Source organism: Acidovorax sp. FG27 (assembly GCF_040365715.1).
GTDB lineage: Bacteria > Pseudomonadota > Gammaproteobacteria > Burkholderiales > Burkholderiaceae_C > Paracidovorax.
Genome location: NZ_BAABVY010000010.1, coordinates 86,584 through 102,193, shown reverse-complemented (window position 1 = coordinate 102,193; position 15,610 = coordinate 86,584). Strand labels below are relative to the sequence as shown.

Genomic DNA, 15,610 nt, shown 5'->3' with positions numbered 1-15,610 from the left:
ATCAGGGTGTCCGAGGTTGTTCGTCGCCCGCCAGCAGCGGGAACAGCGGGTGTGCCATGGGCGCGCCGGCGGGCAGTTGGTCGGCCAGGCCGGGGAAATCGGGCGAGGTCTTCCAGGGGCGGGGCGCGTGGCGCACGTCGTCGCCCAGAAAGCGCACCGAGAACACCCGCCGCCGGCCCGGCCCCTCGAAGCCGCCGGCCGCATGCAGCGCCAGCATGTGAAAGCACACCACGTCGCCGGGCTCGATCTCCCAGCCCAGGATGTCGAACGCGCCGCGGTCGGCCTCCACGTCGGGCAGATCCTGCAGGCTGCCTTCGGGGAACCACTTCGCCTGCTGGTCCATGAAGCTGCGCGGCATGAGCCACGGCCCTCGGTGCGAGCCGGCGACGAATTCCAGCGTGCTGGCGCGCGGCACCGCATCCACGGGGATCCAGCAGCTCACGTTCTGCAGGCCGTCGATGTTGTAGTAGGGCTGGTCCTGGTGCCAGGGGGTGCGCTGGCGCGTGCCGGGCTCCTTGACCAGCACGTGGTCGTGGTAGAGCCGCACGCTGCGCGACTGCATCAGCCGCTGCGCGGCCAGCGCCACAGGCGTCTCGGCGATGAAGCGGCCGTAGGCGGGGTTGTCCTGCCAGTTGCAGAAGTCCTCGAAGAAGCGGCCCGGGTCGTCCGGGCGGCTCGCGATCTTCGCGCGCGGGCTGGGCGCGGCCAGGTTGGCGTCGATGCCGCCCCGCAGCAGCGCCACTTCGGCCGGCGTGAGCAGTTGCCGGATGCACACCGCGCCGTCGCGCGCGAAGTCCGCCACCAGGGCGGGTGTGACCTGCTCGCGCACCCGCTGGCGCAAGGCGTCGTGCAGGGCGTGGGGCGTGATGACCATGGGCGTCGTCTCCGGCGTGGGTTCAGGCGCGCGTCAGCACGGCCTGCAGGAAGGAGCGCGTGCGCTCCTGGGTCGGGCGGGTGAAGATGGTGGCGGGCGGGCCGGCCTCGATGATGCCGCCGCCGTCCATCACCACGACCACGTCGCCCACCTCGCGTGCGAAGTCCATCTCGTGCGTGACGACGATCATGGTCATGCCTTCACGCGCCAGCAGCTTCATCACCTGCAGCACCTCGCCCACCAGCTCGGGGTCCAGGGCCGAGGTGGGCTCGTCGAACAGCATCACCCGGGGCTTCATGGCCAGCGCCCGCGCAATGGCCACCCGCTGCTTCTGCCCGCCCGAGAGGCTGGCCGGCATGGCCTCGGCCTTGTGGCCCAGGCCCACCTTGTCGAGCAATGCGCGGGCCTCGGCTTCCGCCCGGGCACGCGGCACGCCGTGCAGCTTGCGCGGCCCCAGCGTCACGTTGTCCATCACCGAGAGATGCGGGAACAGGTTGAACGACTGGAACACCATGCCCACTTCTTCGCGCAGCCCGTTGAGCTCGCGCTCGGGCAGCACCCGGCCCTCGTCGACCAGCGTGCGCCCGCAGATGTCGATGCGCCCGCCCTGGGGCTGCTCCAGGCCGTTGCAGCAGCGCAGGAAGGTGCTCTTGCCCGAGCCGCTGGGCCCGATCACCACCACCACCTGCGACGGCTGCACGTCGAAGTCGATGCCGTTCAGCACCACGTGGGAGCCGTAGGCCTTGCGCAGGCCCCGCACGCGCACCAGCGGGCCGGCAGTCGTCGTAGTGGTCGTAGTCGTCGTCGTTGCGTCGATCGCGGTCATTGCACCATCCCTCCCGCGCGCAGGCGCAATTCGATGCGGCGCAGGGCCAGCGTGGTCAGGCCCGTCAGCACGAAGTACACGACGGCGATGGCCAGGTACACCTCCAGCGAGCGGTACGACACGCTGATGATCTTCTGCCCTTCGTGCATGACGTCGTGGATGGTGAGCAGCGACACCAGCGCCGAATTCTTGATGAGCGCGATGAATTCGTTGCCCAGCGGCGGAATCATGCGCACCACGGCCTGCGGCAGGATCACGGTGCGCATCGCCATGCCCGACGACATTCCGATGGATCGCGCGGCCTCCATTTGCCCCCGGTCGATGGACTGGATGGCGCCGCGCACGATCTCGGAGACATAGGCCCCCGAATAGATGCCCAGCCCCAGCACCCCGCACACGAAGGCCGGCAGCAGGATGCCGAACTGCGGCAGGCCGAAGAACAGGATGAAGAGCTGCACCAGCAACGGCGTGCCGCGGATCACGGCCACATAGGCCGTGCAGAGTCCGTAGACGATGCGGGTCTTCGGGTTGAGGCGGCCGATGCCCACCAGCAACCCCAGCACGCAGCCCAGCAGCAGCGCGGCGGCGGTGATCTCCACCGTGACCAGCGCGCCCTGCAGCAGCTGCGGAATGCCCGCCCAGACGGGAGAGAAGTCGAGTTCCATCATTCAGCCGGTCGTTGGCTCGAGCGGCCCGTCTTACTTGCTGGCCGCGGCGCTGCCGCTGAACCACTTCTTGACGATGGCGTCGTAGGTGCCGTCGGCCTTGAGCTTCGCGATGGCGCCGTTCACGGCCCGGGTCAGCTCCGGCGTGTCCTTGCGCAGCGCCATGCCGTATTCCTCGGTGGTGAGCTGCTCGCCCAGCACGCGCAGGCCGGGACGGGTGCGGGTGTACTGGTAGGCGGCGGGCTTGCCGGTGACGGCGGCATCGGCGCGGCCGATGTCTACGAGGTTGAACATCTCCTGGTTCTTTTCCACCTCGACACGCTGCACCTTGGGATACTTCTCGGTCAGGAAAGCCACCGACTTGGTGCCGACCTGCACCGACACCTTCTTGCCGTCCAGGTCCGCAGGCGTCTTGATGCTGGTGTTGCCGTCCTTGACCATCACCACCAGGCCGCCCGCGTAGTAGGGCTCGGTGAAGTCCACCACCTTCTTGCGCTCGTCGGTGATGTAGATGGCGGACACCGCCATGTCGAAGCGCTTGGAGATGAGGCCGGGGATCAGGCCCTTGAAGTCGATGTCCACCCACTCGACCGGCCGGCCCAGGGTCTTGGCGACGGCTTCCACCAGCTCGACGTCGAAGCCGGTGCGCTTGCCGTTCTCGACGAATTCCATCGGCGGAAAGGTAGCGTCGGTGCCCACGCGCAGGGCATTGCCCTGGGCTTGCACGCTGCCGGCCATGCAGGCCAGGACAGCAACGGACGACAGCAGGAAATGGCGGCGGATGTTCATGGGAGGGCTTTCTTTGCAGATGCGAGGAAGGTGGGCGGGAAGGGAGAACGAGGGAAAGAGAAAGGGGGACGGGAACCCATGGGCTGGCGCGGCCGGGCGGTGTCAGTGCAGCACCAGTTGCCGCGAAATGCGCGCCGCGGCCACCACGGCCATGCGGATCAGGGCCGGTTCCTGCCCCTGGGCTCGCAAGATGGGTGCCATCAGCGTGATGGCGCCGGCGGCCTGGCGCGATGCGCCGAACAGCGGCACGCTGCAGCCCCACACGCCCGGGTCCACCTCGCCGGACGAGACGGCGAAGCCGGCGGCGCGGATCGCCTGGAGTTCTGCCGCCGCCGCCTCGCGCTCCGCCGTCTGCATGCCGTGGTGGGCGTCCAGCAAGGCATCACGGCTGGCTGCGGTAAGGTGCGCCCACAGGCACTTGGCCGACGCGCCCGCGCGCAGCGGCACGCTGCGACCCTTCTCGAACGAGCAGCGCAGGGACTGCTGGCTCTCCACCATGTCCAGGCAGATGGCCTGGTCGTTCACCGCGACGACGAGGCCGACGCTTTCGCCGGACTGCCGCGCCAGATCGACCATGTCCTGCCGCGCCTGGCGCACCAGGTGCGACGCGAGGTCGAACCCCAGCGCCAGCTGCAGGCCCAGCGGCCCCGGGGCATAGCTGCCATCGGTCTCCAGCACGAAGCCCCAGCGCTTGAGCCGCGCCAGTTGGCGGTAGAGCGTGCTGCGGGCCAGGCCCGTCTGCTCCATCAGCTCGGCGGCCGACATGGCCTGGCCCTGCTGGGCCAGCACGGCCAGCACCTGCAGCACGCGGTCTGCAGTCGGCACGGGGGCGTGGGCGGTCTGGATCACGCCGTCAGTATCAAAGCTCTGCGCCTGCATACCTAGCCCCTCATTCCCATGATCTGAGACCGCCACTCCCTTTTTTAACGCTGACGGGGAAACGCCCGCCCTCGCCTCCCGGCCGGGCCCAACCCACCGTCACTCTCCACCGTCACTTCACCATCGGTAGCTTCAACCCGTGCCGTTTCGCCGTGGCGATGGCGATGTCGTAGCCCGCGTCGGCGTGGCGCATCACGCCGCTGGCTGGGTCGTTCCACAACACCCGGGCCAGGCGCGCCGCGGCCTCGGGCGTGCCATCGGCCACGATCACCACGCCGGCATGCTGCGAATAGCCCATGCCCACGCCGCCGCCGTGGTGCAGGCTGACCCAGGTGGCGCCGCCGGCGGTGTTGAGCAGCGCGTTCAGCAGCGGCCAGTCGCTCACGGCGTCAGTGCCGTCCTTCATGGCCTCGGTCTCGCGGTTGGGGCTGGCGACGGAGCCGGTGTCCAGGTGGTCGCGGCCGATGACGATGGGGGCCTTGAGCTCGCCGTTCTTCACCATCTCGTTGAAGGCCAGCGCCGCCTGGTGGCGCTCGCCCAGGCCCAGCCAGCAGATGCGCGCGGGCAGGCCCTGGAAGGCGATGCGCTCGCGGGCCATGTCGAGCCAGCGGTGGGTGTGCTTGTTCTCGGGGAACAGCTCCTTGATCTTGGCGTCGGTCTTGTAGATGTCTTCCGGGTCGCCCGACAGGGCCACCCAGCGGAACGGGCCCTTGCCCTCGCAGAACAGCGGGCGGATGTAGGCCGGCACGAAACCTGGGAAATCGAAGGCGTTCTTCACACCCTGGTCGAAGGCCACCTGGCGGATGTTGTTGCCGTAGTCGACCGTGGGCACGCCCAGTGCCTGGAGGTCGAGCATGGCCTGCACGTGCACGGCGCAGCCCTCGGCCGCCGCCTGCACCAGGCGGGCGTGCTGGGCCGGGTCGGCCGCGGCGGCCTGCCACTGCGGCACCGTCCAGCCCACCGGCAGGTAGCCGTTGACCAGGTCATGCGCGGAGGTCTGGTCGGTCACGATGTCGGGCTTCGGGCCACCGGCCTTCGCGCGGCGCACCAGCTCCGGCAGCACCTCGGCCGCGTTGCCCAGCAGGGCGATGGAGACCGCTTCCTTTTTCGCCGTGTGGTGCGCGATGAGCGCCAGCGCGTCGTCGATGTCCCGGGCCTGCTTGTCCACGTAGCGGGTGCGCAGGCGAAAGTCGATGCTGCTCTGCTTGCATTCGATGGTCAGCGAGCAGGCGCCGGCCAGCGTGGCGGCGAGCGGCTGCGCGCCGCCCATTCCGCCCAGCCCGGCCGTCAGGATCCACTTGCCCGACAGGTCGTTGCCGTAGTGCTGGCGGCCGGCCTCGACGAAGGTCTCGAACGTGCCCTGCACGATGCCCTGGCTGCCGATGTAGATCCAGCTGCCGGCGGTCATCTGGCCGTACATGAAGAGGCCCTTGCGGTCCAGTTCGTTGAAGTGCTCCCAGTTGCCCCACTTGGGCACCAGGTTGGAATTGGCCAGCAGCACGCGCGGGGCGTTCTCGTGCGTCTTGAACACGCCCACCGGCTTGCCGGACTGGATCAGCAGCGACTCGTCGGCCTCCAGATCTTTCAGCGACGACAGGATCTGGTCGAAGCATTCCCAGTTGCGTGCGGCGCGGCCGATGCCGCCATACACCACCAGCGACTGCGGGTTCTCGGCCACGTCCGGATCGAGGTTGTTCTGCAGCATGCGGTACGCGGCCTCGGCCAGCCAGTTCTTGCAGTGGAGCTGGCTGCCCCGGGGTGCGCGGATGACGCGGGTGGGGTCGTGGCGCGGGTCGGCGGGCGAAGATGCGGCGGTGGAGAGCATGGCGACGTTGGCGTTCATGGCATTGGTCCTTCCTGGAAAAAGGGGCGGTACGGTCAGGCTATGACTGGGTCGGGCGATCACTGGTAGCTGGGCAGGCAGGCGACGAGTGGGTCGGGCCACGAGCCCTCTTGCGCCCAGATGCGCATGGCCTCGATGTCGGGCGCGAGGTAGCGGTCCTGCTCGAGAAAATCGACGCGCGCGCGGATGGCGGCGAACTGCGCCTCGACCAGCACCGAGCTTTTCAACGATCTGTCGAACTCCATGCCCTGCGCGGCCGCCATGGCCTCGATGCCCACGATGACGCCCGTGTTGCGGGCCATGTCCAGCAGCCGGCGGGCGGCGTATGTGGCCATGGAGACATGGTCTTCCTGGTTGGCCGAGGTGGGCAGGCTGGTCACGCTGCTCGGGTTGGCAAGGCACTGGTTTTCGGCTGCCAGCGCGGCGGCGGTGACCTGCGCGATCATGAAGCCCGAGTTGACGCCGCTGTCGCGGATGAGAAAGGCCGGCAGGCCCGAGAGCCCCGTGTCGAGCAGCAGCGCCAGGCGGCGCTCGGACATGGCGCCGATCTCGGCCAGCGCCAGCGCCAAGATGTCGGCCGCGAAGGCGACCGGCTCGGCGTGGAAGTTGCCGCCGGAGATGACCTCGCCCGTGTCCGTGAAGACCAGCGGGTTGTCCGACGCGGCATTGGCCTCGATCTGCAGCACGCGGGCGGCATGGGTCAGGTTGTCCAGGCAGGCGCCCATCACCTGCGGCACGCAGCGGATGGAATACGGATCCTGCACGCGGCCGCAGTTCGGGTGGGACGGGTCGATGGCGCTGCCTTCCAGCAGGCCGCGCACCGCCGCAGCGACGGCGATCTGCCCGGCCTGGCCACGCGCTTCGTGGATGCGCGCATCGAACGGCTTGACCGAGCCCTTGATGGCTTCGAGCGTCAGGCAGCCGGCCACCAGCCCGGCGGCGAACACGCTTTCGGCGCCGAACAGGCCGGCCAGCGCGAGCGCGGTGGAGACCTGCGTGCCGTTGAGCAGCGCCAGCCCTTCCTTGGGGCCGAGCACGAAGGGCGCGAGGCCGATGGACGCCATGGCCTCGCTTCCGGACACCACCTGCCCGCCGACCTTGGCGAATCCCTCGCCGATCAGCACGCAGGCCAGGTGCGCCAGGGGCGCCAGGTCGCCCGAGGCGCCGACCGAGCCCTTGGCGGGAATCACCGGCAGCACGTCGGCGTTGGCCAGCGCCAGCAGCGCATCGACCAGCGCCGGGCGCACGCCCGAGTGGCCACGCGCCAGGCTGATGGCCTTGGTGGCGAGCACCATGCGCACCACGTCGTCGCCCAGCGCCTCGCCCGTGCCCACGCTGTGCGACAGCACCAGGTTGCGCTGCAGCTCGGCCAGCCGGTCATGCGCGATCTTGGTGCTGGCCAGCTTGCCGAAGCCGGTGTTGATGCCATAGACCACCTCGTCGGCCTCCACGATGCCGCCCACCGCCGCCTGGGCCGCCTGCATTGCGGGCAGCGCGGCCGCATCCAGCGTCAGCCGCACACCGCCGGCGGCGATGGCGCGCAGATCGGCCAGCGTGACATGGCCCGGGCGAAGCACGATGGAAGTCGGGGTGGCAGTCATGTGTGCATCCTGTCTATACAACTATGTTTGAGAAAAATACGCTTGGTTTCAGGAGTCGATGCGCCGATTGGACCACGGAAAGCTCATCTTGTATAGACAGGTAGCAGCCCTGCCGCGATCAACCCACCAGTGGGTGCCCGTCCGCCCTGATGCGGCTGCCCAGCCGGTATCGCGAGCCCGGGTGCAGGCAGCGCACGATCGTGACCGGCATGCCCCGCGACCAGGTGCGCCGCGTGAGCAGCAGGCAGGGGTCGGTGGTCGCCATGTCCAGCAGGCGGGCCTGCTCCGGCGTGGCCAGCACGGCATCGACCACGTGCTCCATCTGATCGAACGGCACGTTGCGCACCAGGTATTCGGAAGGCTGCAGGCGGGTGAAGTCCTGCGCGCCGAACTCCGGCACGGCGCGGGGGTTGACGTAGCGGTCTTCCAGCTGCACGGGCACGCCGTCCTCGCGGTGCAAGCAGAGCGAATGGAACACCGATTCGCCGGTGCGCAGATCGAGCGCGGCGGCGATGTCCAGCGGCGCGGCGACGCGTTCCACCGTCAGCACGTCGCAGCGGTAGTCATGCCCGCGCTGGCGGATCTCGCTGGCCAGATTGGCGATCTGCAGCAGCGTGGACTGGGGCTTGTCTTCCGCGACGAAGCTGCCCACGCCCGCCACGCGCACGATGCGGCCCTGCTCCATCAGCTCGCGCAGCGCGCGGTTCACGGTCATGCGCGACATGCCGAACTGCTGCACCAGCTCGTTCTCGGACGGCAGGCGGTCGCCCGCGCGCCAGGAGCCGTCCTGGATGCGGCGCACGATGTGGTCCTTGACCTGCTGGTAGAGCGCCACGGCCGGCGCTTCGGGGGCCTTGGCGGTGCGTGGGCGTTCGGATGTCTTCATGGCGCGGGCCTGGGGCGAGGCATCGTCAGTGCGCATCCGCGGCCATCGACTCGGCGCGGATCTCTTCTGTCAGCCGCGCCTTGAGCTGCATGAACTCGGGCGACGTCTTGATCGTGTAGTGCCGCGGGTGCGGCAGGTTCACGGCCAGCTCGGTCTTGATGCGCCCGGGCCGGGCGCTGAACACGGCCACGCGGTTGGCCATGAAGATGGCTTCGTCGATGTCGTGGGTGACGAACATCACGGTCTTGCGCTCGGCCTCCCAGATGCCGAGCAGCAGCTCCTGCATCAGCACGCGGGTCTGGTTGTCGAGCGCGCCGAAGGGTTCGTCCATCAGCAGGATCTTCGGGTCGTTGGCCAGCGCCCGGGCGATGGCCGTGCGCTGCTGCATGCCGCCCGAGAGCTGCTTGGGATAGTGCTGCTCGAAGCCGCGCAACCCCACCTTGGCGATGAAGTACGCCGCCCGCTCCTTCTGCGCGCTTTCTGCCATGCCGCGCTCGCGCAGGCCGAAGCGGATGTTCTGCTCGATGGTGAGCCAGGGGAACAGCGTGTAGCTCTGGAACACCATGCCCCGGTCGGCGCCGGGGCCGTCCACGGGGCGGCCGTCCAGCAGCACTTGCCCGCTGGTGGGGTGGTCCAGGCCCGCCACGATGCGCAGCATGGTCGACTTGCCGCAACCCGAGGGGCCGAGGATGGTCACGAAATCGTTGTCGGCCACGTGGAAGTCGACCGGCAGCAGCGCCTGCGTGGCCGGGCCCTTGGCAGATGTGAAGGTGCGCGACACGCCCTGGATGGATAGCTCGCTCATCAGATGGTGCTCCAGGCGAAGAGGCGGCGGTTAAGCGCCTTGAACAGCGCATCGGACACCAGCCCGATGACGCCGATCACGATGATGCCGAAGATGATCTGCCCCGTGTTCAGCAGCGCCTGGCTGTCGGTGATCATGTGGCCGATGCCCGACGACGAGCCGATCAGCTCCGCCACGATCACGTACGTCCAGGCCCAGCCCAGCACGAGGCGCAGCGTCTCGGCGATGTCGGGCGCGGCGCCGGGAATGAGCACGCGGCGCACGATGCCCGTGGGCGTGGCGCCGAGGGTGTAGGCCGCCTCGACGAGGTCGCGGCGCGCGCTGCCCACGATGACGGCGACCATCAGGATGATCTGGAACACCGAGCCGATGAAGATCACCAGCAGCTTCTGCAGCTCGCCCAGCCCCGCCCACAGGATCAGCAGCGGAATGAAGGCCGAGGCCGGCAGGTAGCGGCAGAACGAGACGAAGGGCTCGAGGAAGGCCTCGAAGCCCTTGTGCGCGCCCATGCCGATGCCGAGCGGCACCGCGACGATGGCCGCCAGGATGAAGCCACCCAGCACCCGCCAAACCGTCATGCCGATGTCGTGCAGGAAGTTGAACTGCGTGAACAGCAGCCAGCCTTCCTGCACCATGGTGACGGGGCTCGCCAGGAAGGTGGGCGACACGAAGCCGCCCAGCGTGGCCACCGCCCACACGGCGAAGAAGAGCACGAAGAAGGCCGTGCCCAGCAGCCAGCGCGTGGCCGCGCCCACGGGCTCGAGCGGGCGCAGCGCGCGGCGGGCGGAGGTCGAACGCAGCTCGGCCATCACTTGATGAAGCTGTCGTCGAACATGGCGGTGAAGTTGTCCGGCTGCTTGCGGATGACGCCCGCCTCCAGCAACACGGCGGCGGCGTCCTTCATGAACTGCTGCAGCTCACCCGCGAAGAACTTCTGGTTGGCCGCCTTGTCCTGCCAGCGCAGGAAGGCCGACGACTTGGCGAAGGCCTCGCCCGTCTGCTTGACGGCCGCGCCCATGATCTCGTTGGCCTTGGCCGGGTCGCTCTTGATCATCTCCAGCGCGTCGAAGTACGACTGCGTGAGCGCCTGCGCAGCCTTGGGGTTGGCCTTGAGCCAGTCGGGCGCGCAGCCCACGGTGTCCATCACCATCGGGTAGTCGATGGTGGTGGCCAGGATCTTGCCGGCCTGCGGGTTGGCGCGCACGGTGGAGAGGTACGGCTCGTAGGTCATGGCGGCATCGTTCTGGCCGGCCACGAAGGCCTGCGCCGCCGGCTGCGGCTCCAGCGACACGGTCTTCACGTCCTTCAGTCTCATGCCGTTCTTCGACAGCATCCAGGCCAGGCCGAAGTACGGCGCGGTGCCCGGGGCGCTGACGGCGATGGTCTTGCCCTTCAGGTCGGCGAAGCTCTTGACGTCATTGCGCACGGCGATGCCGTCGGCGCCGTAGGACTTGTCCATCTGGAAGATCTGCACGATGGGCACGCCGTTGGTGTTCCAGGCGACGTGGGTTTCCACCGTGGTGGCCGCGCACTGGATGGCCTTGGAAGCCAGCGCCAGGTGGCGGTCCTTCTGCGGAATCATCTTGAGCTCCACGTCCAGGCCGTTCTTCTTGAAGAGGCCCGCCTTGTCGGCCAGGGTGAGCGGAGCGAAGCCCGTCCAGCCCGACATGCCCAGCGCGATCTTCGTGTCCTGCGCCTGCGCGGCCGTGGCCGCGCCCAGCAGACACACCCCCGCCGCCATCAGCGACGCCATCTTGCAACCCATCGTTCGGTTCATGTGATCAGCTCCTTTGAGATCCATCGAATGTCCACCGCGGCGGAATGATGCGCGCGCCGCACTGCTGTCTATACAGGGAAAACACCACGTACTGCCGGTGATAGTTGACGCACGTGCCGTGCGCCGTGCACCCGGCCGGTGCAGCGCTGCGGCTGCGCGGTCATCTATGCAAGACGCGGGCCAACCTGTATAGGCATGTCTTGTCCGGCGTGGCGCGCTGCTTGCCACCTGTTTTGAGGGTGTTTCAGGCCGCCAGCGCCCATCCCACCTGCGCAGCCAGCTATCAAATCAATAGCATGTCAGTCGGTCAGGCATGCATGCGCGGCCTTTATGGCTTTTTTACATCGCGCCCCGGCATCTCTGCACCGTCTTTGCGCCCGAATTTCCAGAATCGCCGCCATGTTGGACAACGAAAGCGATGCGATGGATGCGATCTGGCTGGCCGCTATAGCGGTGCTGTGGGTGGTGGCGGCCGAGGTGGCCTGGTGGCTGTACCGATCGGCCGCGCCTGCCGGGGAGCGTGCGTGATGGCCACCGACGTGCTGTATGGCCTGGCCGGCATGGTGGCGGTGCTGCTGTTCGCCTACCTCGTGTTCGCGCTGATCTGCGCGGAGGAGTTCTGACATGACCGCATCCGCCTGGGGGCTGCTCGCCCTCTTCCTGGCTGTGCTGGCGCTGCTGGCTTGGCCGCTTGGCCGCCTGCTGGCCGCGCTGTGCGAAGGCCGCATGCCGCGCCTGCTCGAGCGCATCGAGGCGCCGCTCTACCGCCTGGCCGGCGTGCAGCCCGGCGTGGCCATGCCCTGGCACCGCTACGCACTGAACCTGATCGCCTTCAACGGTGTCGGCACGCTGCTGCTCTATGCGCTGCAGCGCGTGCAGGACCGGCTGCCGCTGAACCCGATGCAACGCGCCGCGGTGGCGCCCGACTCGGCCTTCAACACTGCGGTGAGCTTCGTCGCCAACACCAACTGGCAGGGCTATGCGGGCGAGGCCACCATGAGCCACCTCACCCAGATGCTGGGCCTGACGGTGCAGAACTTCCTCTCCGCCGCGACCGGCATCGCGGTGGTGTTCGCGCTCTCGCGCGGCTTTGCCGGCCGGCGTGCGGACAAGCAGGGGCTGGTCGGCAACTTCTGGGCCGACGTGACGCGCATCACCCTCTGGGTGCTGCTGCCGCTGTCGTTCGCCACCGCGCTGCTGCTGGCGGGCCAGGGCGTGATCCAGAACTTCCGACCCGACGCCACGGTGAGCACGCTGGAGACCACCGTCTACCAGGCGCCGCGCCTGGACGCCGCAGGCCAGCCCGTGCTGGATGCGGCCGGCGCACCCATCACCGAGGCGGCGCGCAGCGACACCCAGACCATCGCCATGGGCCCGGTGGCGTCGCAGGAGGCCATCAAGATGCTGGGCACGAATGGGGGCGGCTTCTTCAACGCCAATTCGGCCCACCCGTACGAGAACCCGACGGCGCTGGCCAACTTCATGGAGATGCTGGCCATCTTCCTCATCCCCACGGCCCTGTGTTTCGCCTTCGGCCGCGTGGTGGGCGACGCGCGCCAGGGCTGGGCGCTGCTGGCTGCGATGACGGTGCTGTTCGTGGCCGCCGTCGTCGCCATCACCGCTGCCGAGCAGGCGGGCAACCCGCTGCTGACCCGCCTGGGCGTGGACCAGACGGCGAGCGCGCTGGCCGCTGGCGGCAACATGGAAGGCAAGGAAGTGCGCTTCGGCATCACCGCGTCGGCGCTGTTCGCGGCGGTGACGACGGCGGCGTCGTGCGGCGCGGTGAACACCATGCACGATTCGCTCACGCCGCTGGGCGGGCTGGTGCCGCTGGTGCTGATGCAGCTGGGCGAGGTGGTCTTCGGCGGCGTCGGCAGCGGGCTCTACGGCATGCTGGTGTTCGCCATTCTGGCGGTGTTCATCGCCGGGCTGATGATCGGCCGCACGCCGGAATACCTCGGCAAGAAGATCGAGGTGCGCGAGATGAAGCTGGTGTCGCTGGCCATTCTGGTCACGCCTATCGTGGTGCTGCTGGGCACGGCCGTGGCGGTGAGTACCGGCGCGGGCACCGCCGGCATCGCCAACCCCGGGGCGCACGGCTTTTCCGAGGTGCTCTACGCCTTCACCTCGGCCGCCAACAACAACGGCAGCGCCTTCGCCGGCCTGTCGGCCAACACACCTTTCTACAACGCGCTGCTGGGCGTGGCGATGTGGCTGGGGCGCTTCGGCGTGATCGTGCCGGTGCTGGCGATCGCCGGCGCGCTGGCGGCCAAGCAGCGCCTGCCCGTCACCAGCGGCACGCTGCCCACGCATGGCCCGCTGTTCGTGGCGCTGCTGGTGGCCACCGTGCTGCTGGTCGGCCTGCTGAACTATGTGCCCTCGCTGGCGCTGGGGCCGGTGGTCGAGCACCTGATGCTCTGGCCCGCCCGCTGATCGCCCTGCCCGTCCGCTTCCGGCCAGGCGGCCTGAAGCGCACCAAGAAAGACAAGCATGTCCCATCCCCTACCCTCCTCCACGCCCGGCGCCACGGCTGCCGGAGCGCCCCTGCCCGCGTCGCTGAAACCCTCGGCACCCTCGCTGCTGGACGCGGCCCTGCTCAAGCCGGCACTGATCGGCGCCCTCACCAAGCTCCACCCGGCGGCGCAATGGCGCAACCCGGTGATGTTCGTGGTCTATGTGGGCAGCATCATGACCACGCTGCTCTGGGCGCAGGCGCTTGCCGCGCCGCAGGCAGCCCAGGCCAGCGGCATGTCGCCCCGCTTCGTGCTGGCGGTGGCGCTGGGCCTCTGGTTCACCGTGCTGTTCGCCAACTTCGCCGAGGCGCTGGCCGAAGGCCGCAGCAAGGCGCAGGCGGCGTCGCTCAAGGGGCTGCGCAAGGACACCTGGGCCAAGAAGCTCAAGGCCGGCTGGCCCAGCGCCGACCGCGCCTGGCTGCCCGCCCAGGCCAGCGACCTGCGCCGCGGCGACATGGTGCTGGTGGAAACCGGCGACGTCATTCCGCTGGATGGCGAGGTGGTGGACGGCGTGGCATCGGTGGACGAGAGCGCCATCACCGGCGAGTCCGCTCCGGTGGTTCGCGAGTCGGGCGGCGACTTCTCCGCCGTGACGGGCGGCACGCGGGTGCTGTCGGACTGGCTCATCGTGCGCATCGCGGTGAACCCGGGCGAGTCGTTCCTCGACCGCATGATCGGCATGGTGGAAGGGGCACGGCGCCAGAAGACGCCCAACGAGATCGCGCTCACCATCCTGCTGGTGGCGCTCACCATCGTGTTCCTGGTGGTCACCGCCACGCTGCTGCCGTTTTCGCTCTTCGGCGTGCAGGCCGCGGGCGCCGGCAGCGCCGTGCCGCTGGCCGCGCTGATCGCCCTGCTGGTGTGCCTGATCCCCACCACCATCGGCGGGCTGCTGTCGGCCGTGGGCGTGGCCGGCATGAGCCGCATGATGCAGGCCAACGTGATCGCCACCTCCGGCCGGGCGGTGGAGGCAGCGGGCGACGTGGACGTGCTGCTGCTGGACAAGACCGGCACCATCACGCACGGCAACCGCCAGGCCAGCGCCTTCATGCCGGCGCCGGGCTGCGACGGCGCTCAGCTCGCCCGCGCGGCGCTGCTGGCTTCGCTGTCCGACGAAACACCCGAGGGCCGCAGCATCGTCGCGCTCGCCCACCAGGCGGGTGTGCGCGCCGAGGCGCCGGCCGATGCCGTCTTCGTGCCTTTCACCGCCCAGACCCGCATGAGCGGGGTGGACCTGCCGGCCGCCGGCCCCGGCGCTGCCGCCGTCGCCGTGCGCAAGGGCGCGGTGCATGCGGTGCTGCGCCACGTCGAGTCGCTGGGCGGCCCGGTGCCTGCGGCGGTGCAGGCCACGGCCGACGACGTGGCCCGGCGCGGCAGCACGCCGCTGGCGGTGGCCGAAGGCGGGCGCGTGCTGGGCATCGTCGAGCTCAAGGACGTGGTCAAGGCCGGCATCAAGGACCGCTTTGCCGAGCTGCGCCGCATGGGCATCCAGACGGTGATGATCACCGGCGACAACCGGCTCACGGCCGCCGCCATCGCGGCCGAGGCCGGGGTAGACGACTTTCTGGCCGAGGCCACGCCCGAGGACAAGCTGGCCCGCATCCGCAAGTACCAGGCAGACGGCCACCTGGTCGCCATGACGGGCGACGGCACCAACGACGCGCCCGCGCTGGCGCAGGCCGACGTGGCCGTCGCCATGGGCAGCGGCACGCAGGCGGCCAAGGAGGCCGGCAACATGGTGGACCTGGATTCCAACCCGACCAAGCTGCTGGAGGTGGTGGAGACGGGCAAGGCCCTGCTGATGACGCGCGGCTCGCTCACCACCTTCTCCATCGCCAACGACGTGGCGAAGTATTTCGCCATCGTGCCGGCGCTGTTCGCCGCGACCTACCCGCAGCTCGACGCGCTGAACGTTATGCGGCTGGCCAGCCCTTCGTCGGCCATCCTGTCGGCGGTGGTCTTCAACGCGCTGATCATCGTGTTCCTGATTCCGCTGGCGCTGAAGGGGGTGCGCTACCGGCCGGTCGGCGCAGCGGCCCTGCTGCGCCGCAACCTGGCCATCTACGGCCTGGGCGGGCTCATCGTGCCGTTCGTCGGCATCAAGCTGATCGACATGCTTCTGGCAGCCGCCGGCCTCGCCTGAGAAGGTATG

15 protein-coding genes are annotated in these 15,610 nt (G+C 69.1%); 4 read left to right on the top strand and 11 right to left on the bottom strand.

Features of this window, described 5'->3' with window-relative positions; all coding sequences use genetic code 11:
* Position 1: 1 nt before the first annotated feature.
* From ABWV53_RS14335 to ABWV53_RS14285, 11 genes are all read right to left on the bottom strand, one after another.
* Positions 2-874: a phytanoyl-CoA dioxygenase family protein gene (locus tag ABWV53_RS14335; RefSeq protein ID WP_353366816.1), complete on the bottom strand. Its 873-nt coding sequence runs from the start codon at positions 872-874 to the stop codon at positions 2-4.
* A gap of 22 nt (positions 875-896) precedes the next feature.
* Positions 897-1,700, bottom strand: coding sequence for an amino acid ABC transporter ATP-binding protein (locus tag ABWV53_RS14330; protein ID WP_353366815.1), 804 nt, complete (start codon positions 1,698-1,700; stop codon positions 897-899).
* On the bottom strand, positions 1,697-2,365 hold the full coding sequence (locus tag ABWV53_RS14325) for an amino acid ABC transporter permease (RefSeq protein ID WP_353366971.1): 669 nt from the start codon (positions 2,363-2,365) through the stop codon (positions 1,697-1,699). The genes ABWV53_RS14330 and ABWV53_RS14325 overlap by 4 nt, the downstream gene beginning before the upstream one ends.
* Before the next feature lie 33 nt (positions 2,366-2,398).
* Positions 2,399-3,154: a glutamine ABC transporter substrate-binding protein gene (locus ABWV53_RS14320; RefSeq protein ID WP_353366814.1), complete on the bottom strand. Its 756-nt coding sequence runs from the start codon at positions 3,152-3,154 to the stop codon at positions 2,399-2,401.
* Positions 3,155-3,256: 102 nt separating this feature from the next.
* Positions 3,257-4,033 carry an IclR family transcriptional regulator gene (locus tag ABWV53_RS14315; RefSeq protein WP_353366813.1) on the bottom strand — a complete coding sequence of 259 codons (777 nt, stop codon included), beginning with the start codon at positions 4,031-4,033 and terminating at the stop codon, positions 3,257-3,259.
* 112 nt (positions 4,034-4,145) lie between these two features.
* Positions 4,146-5,876, bottom strand: coding sequence for a urocanate hydratase (gene hutU, locus ABWV53_RS14310; RefSeq protein WP_353366812.1), 1,731 nt, complete (start codon positions 5,874-5,876; stop codon positions 4,146-4,148).
* 59 nt (positions 5,877-5,935) lie between these two features.
* Positions 5,936-7,477 (bottom strand): histidine ammonia-lyase, encoded by a 1,542-nt coding sequence (gene hutH / locus ABWV53_RS14305; protein ID WP_353366811.1) that lies wholly within the window; start codon positions 7,475-7,477, stop codon positions 5,936-5,938.
* Between the two features lie 118 nt (positions 7,478-7,595).
* On the bottom strand, positions 7,596-8,363 hold the full coding sequence (gene hutC / locus ABWV53_RS14300) for a histidine utilization transcriptional repressor HutC (protein WP_353366810.1): 768 nt from the start codon (positions 8,361-8,363) through the stop codon (positions 7,596-7,598).
* A 25-nt stretch (positions 8,364-8,388) separates the two neighbouring features.
* Positions 8,389-9,168: an ABC transporter ATP-binding protein gene (locus ABWV53_RS14295; RefSeq protein WP_353366809.1), complete on the bottom strand. Its 780-nt coding sequence runs from the start codon at positions 9,166-9,168 to the stop codon at positions 8,389-8,391.
* Positions 9,168-9,977, bottom strand: a complete 810-nt coding sequence (locus tag ABWV53_RS14290) for an ABC transporter permease (RefSeq protein ID WP_353366808.1) — start codon at positions 9,975-9,977, stop codon at positions 9,168-9,170. Before ABWV53_RS14290 ends, ABWV53_RS14295 begins: the two co-directional genes overlap by 1 nt.
* On the bottom strand, positions 9,977-10,945 hold the full coding sequence (locus ABWV53_RS14285; protein ID WP_353366807.1) for an ABC transporter substrate-binding protein: 969 nt from the start codon (positions 10,943-10,945) through the stop codon (positions 9,977-9,979). The genes ABWV53_RS14290 and ABWV53_RS14285 overlap by 1 nt, the downstream gene beginning before the upstream one ends.
* A gap of 399 nt (positions 10,946-11,344) precedes the next feature.
* On the opposite strand from ABWV53_RS14285, the gene ABWV53_RS14280 reads away from it, so the two are divergent.
* Genes ABWV53_RS14280 through kdpB form a run of 4 tightly spaced genes read left to right on the top strand, consistent with a single transcriptional unit; the run spans position 11,345 to position 15,601 of the window.
* Complete coding sequence (locus ABWV53_RS14280; protein ID WP_353366806.1) at positions 11,345-11,473, top strand: hypothetical protein; 129 nt, start codon at positions 11,345-11,347, stop codon at positions 11,471-11,473.
* On the top strand, positions 11,473-11,568 hold the full coding sequence (locus ABWV53_RS14275; protein WP_353366970.1) for a potassium-transporting ATPase subunit F: 96 nt from the start codon (positions 11,473-11,475) through the stop codon (positions 11,566-11,568). Before ABWV53_RS14280 ends, ABWV53_RS14275 begins: the two co-directional genes overlap by 1 nt.
* Position 11,569: 1 nt before the next feature.
* The gene (gene kdpA, locus ABWV53_RS14270) at positions 11,570-13,378 is read left to right on the top strand and encodes a potassium-transporting ATPase subunit KdpA (protein ID WP_353366805.1); all 1,809 of its coding nucleotides are present in this window, start codon (positions 11,570-11,572) and stop codon (positions 13,376-13,378) included.
* A 57-nt stretch (positions 13,379-13,435) separates the two neighbouring features.
* Entirely contained in the window at positions 13,436-15,601 is a 2,166-nt protein-coding gene (kdpB, locus tag ABWV53_RS14265; RefSeq protein WP_353366804.1) for a potassium-transporting ATPase subunit KdpB, read from the top strand.
* Positions 15,602-15,610: the final 9 nt, after the last annotated feature.

Bases quoted from the DNA above. Each gene is read 5' to 3' on its own strand.
- ABWV53_RS14335 (WP_353366816.1), bottom strand. From the start codon at position 874: ATGGTCATCACGCCCCACGCCCTGCACGACGCCTTGCGCCAGCGGGTG.
- ABWV53_RS14330 (WP_353366815.1), bottom strand. From the start codon at position 1,700: ATGACCGCGATCGACGCAACGACGACGACTACGACCACTACGACGACT.
- ABWV53_RS14325 (WP_353366971.1), bottom strand. From the start codon at position 2,365: ATGGAACTCGACTTCTCTCCCGTCTGGGCGGGCATTCCGCAGCTGCTG.
- ABWV53_RS14320 (WP_353366814.1), bottom strand. From the start codon at position 3,154: ATGAACATCCGCCGCCATTTCCTGCTGTCGTCCGTTGCTGTCCTGGCC.
- ABWV53_RS14315 (WP_353366813.1), bottom strand. From the start codon at position 4,033: ATGCAGGCGCAGAGCTTTGATACTGACGGCGTGATCCAGACCGCCCAC.
- hutU (WP_353366812.1), bottom strand. From the start codon at position 5,876: ATGAACGCCAACGTCGCCATGCTCTCCACCGCCGCATCTTCGCCCGCC.
- hutH (WP_353366811.1), bottom strand. From the start codon at position 7,477: ATGACTGCCACCCCGACTTCCATCGTGCTTCGCCCGGGCCATGTCACG.
- hutC (WP_353366810.1), bottom strand. From the start codon at position 8,363: ATGAAGACATCCGAACGCCCACGCACCGCCAAGGCCCCCGAAGCGCCG.
- ABWV53_RS14295 (WP_353366809.1), bottom strand. From the start codon at position 9,168: ATGAGCGAGCTATCCATCCAGGGCGTGTCGCGCACCTTCACATCTGCC.
- ABWV53_RS14290 (WP_353366808.1), bottom strand. From the start codon at position 9,977: ATGGCCGAGCTGCGTTCGACCTCCGCCCGCCGCGCGCTGCGCCCGCTC.
- ABWV53_RS14285 (WP_353366807.1), bottom strand. From the start codon at position 10,945: ATGAACCGAACGATGGGTTGCAAGATGGCGTCGCTGATGGCGGCGGGG.
- ABWV53_RS14280 (WP_353366806.1), top strand. From the start codon at position 11,345: ATGTTGGACAACGAAAGCGATGCGATGGATGCGATCTGGCTGGCCGCT.
- ABWV53_RS14275 (WP_353366970.1), top strand. From the start codon at position 11,473: ATGGCCACCGACGTGCTGTATGGCCTGGCCGGCATGGTGGCGGTGCTG.
- kdpA (WP_353366805.1), top strand. From the start codon at position 11,570: ATGACCGCATCCGCCTGGGGGCTGCTCGCCCTCTTCCTGGCTGTGCTG.
- kdpB (WP_353366804.1), top strand. From the start codon at position 13,436: ATGTCCCATCCCCTACCCTCCTCCACGCCCGGCGCCACGGCTGCCGGA.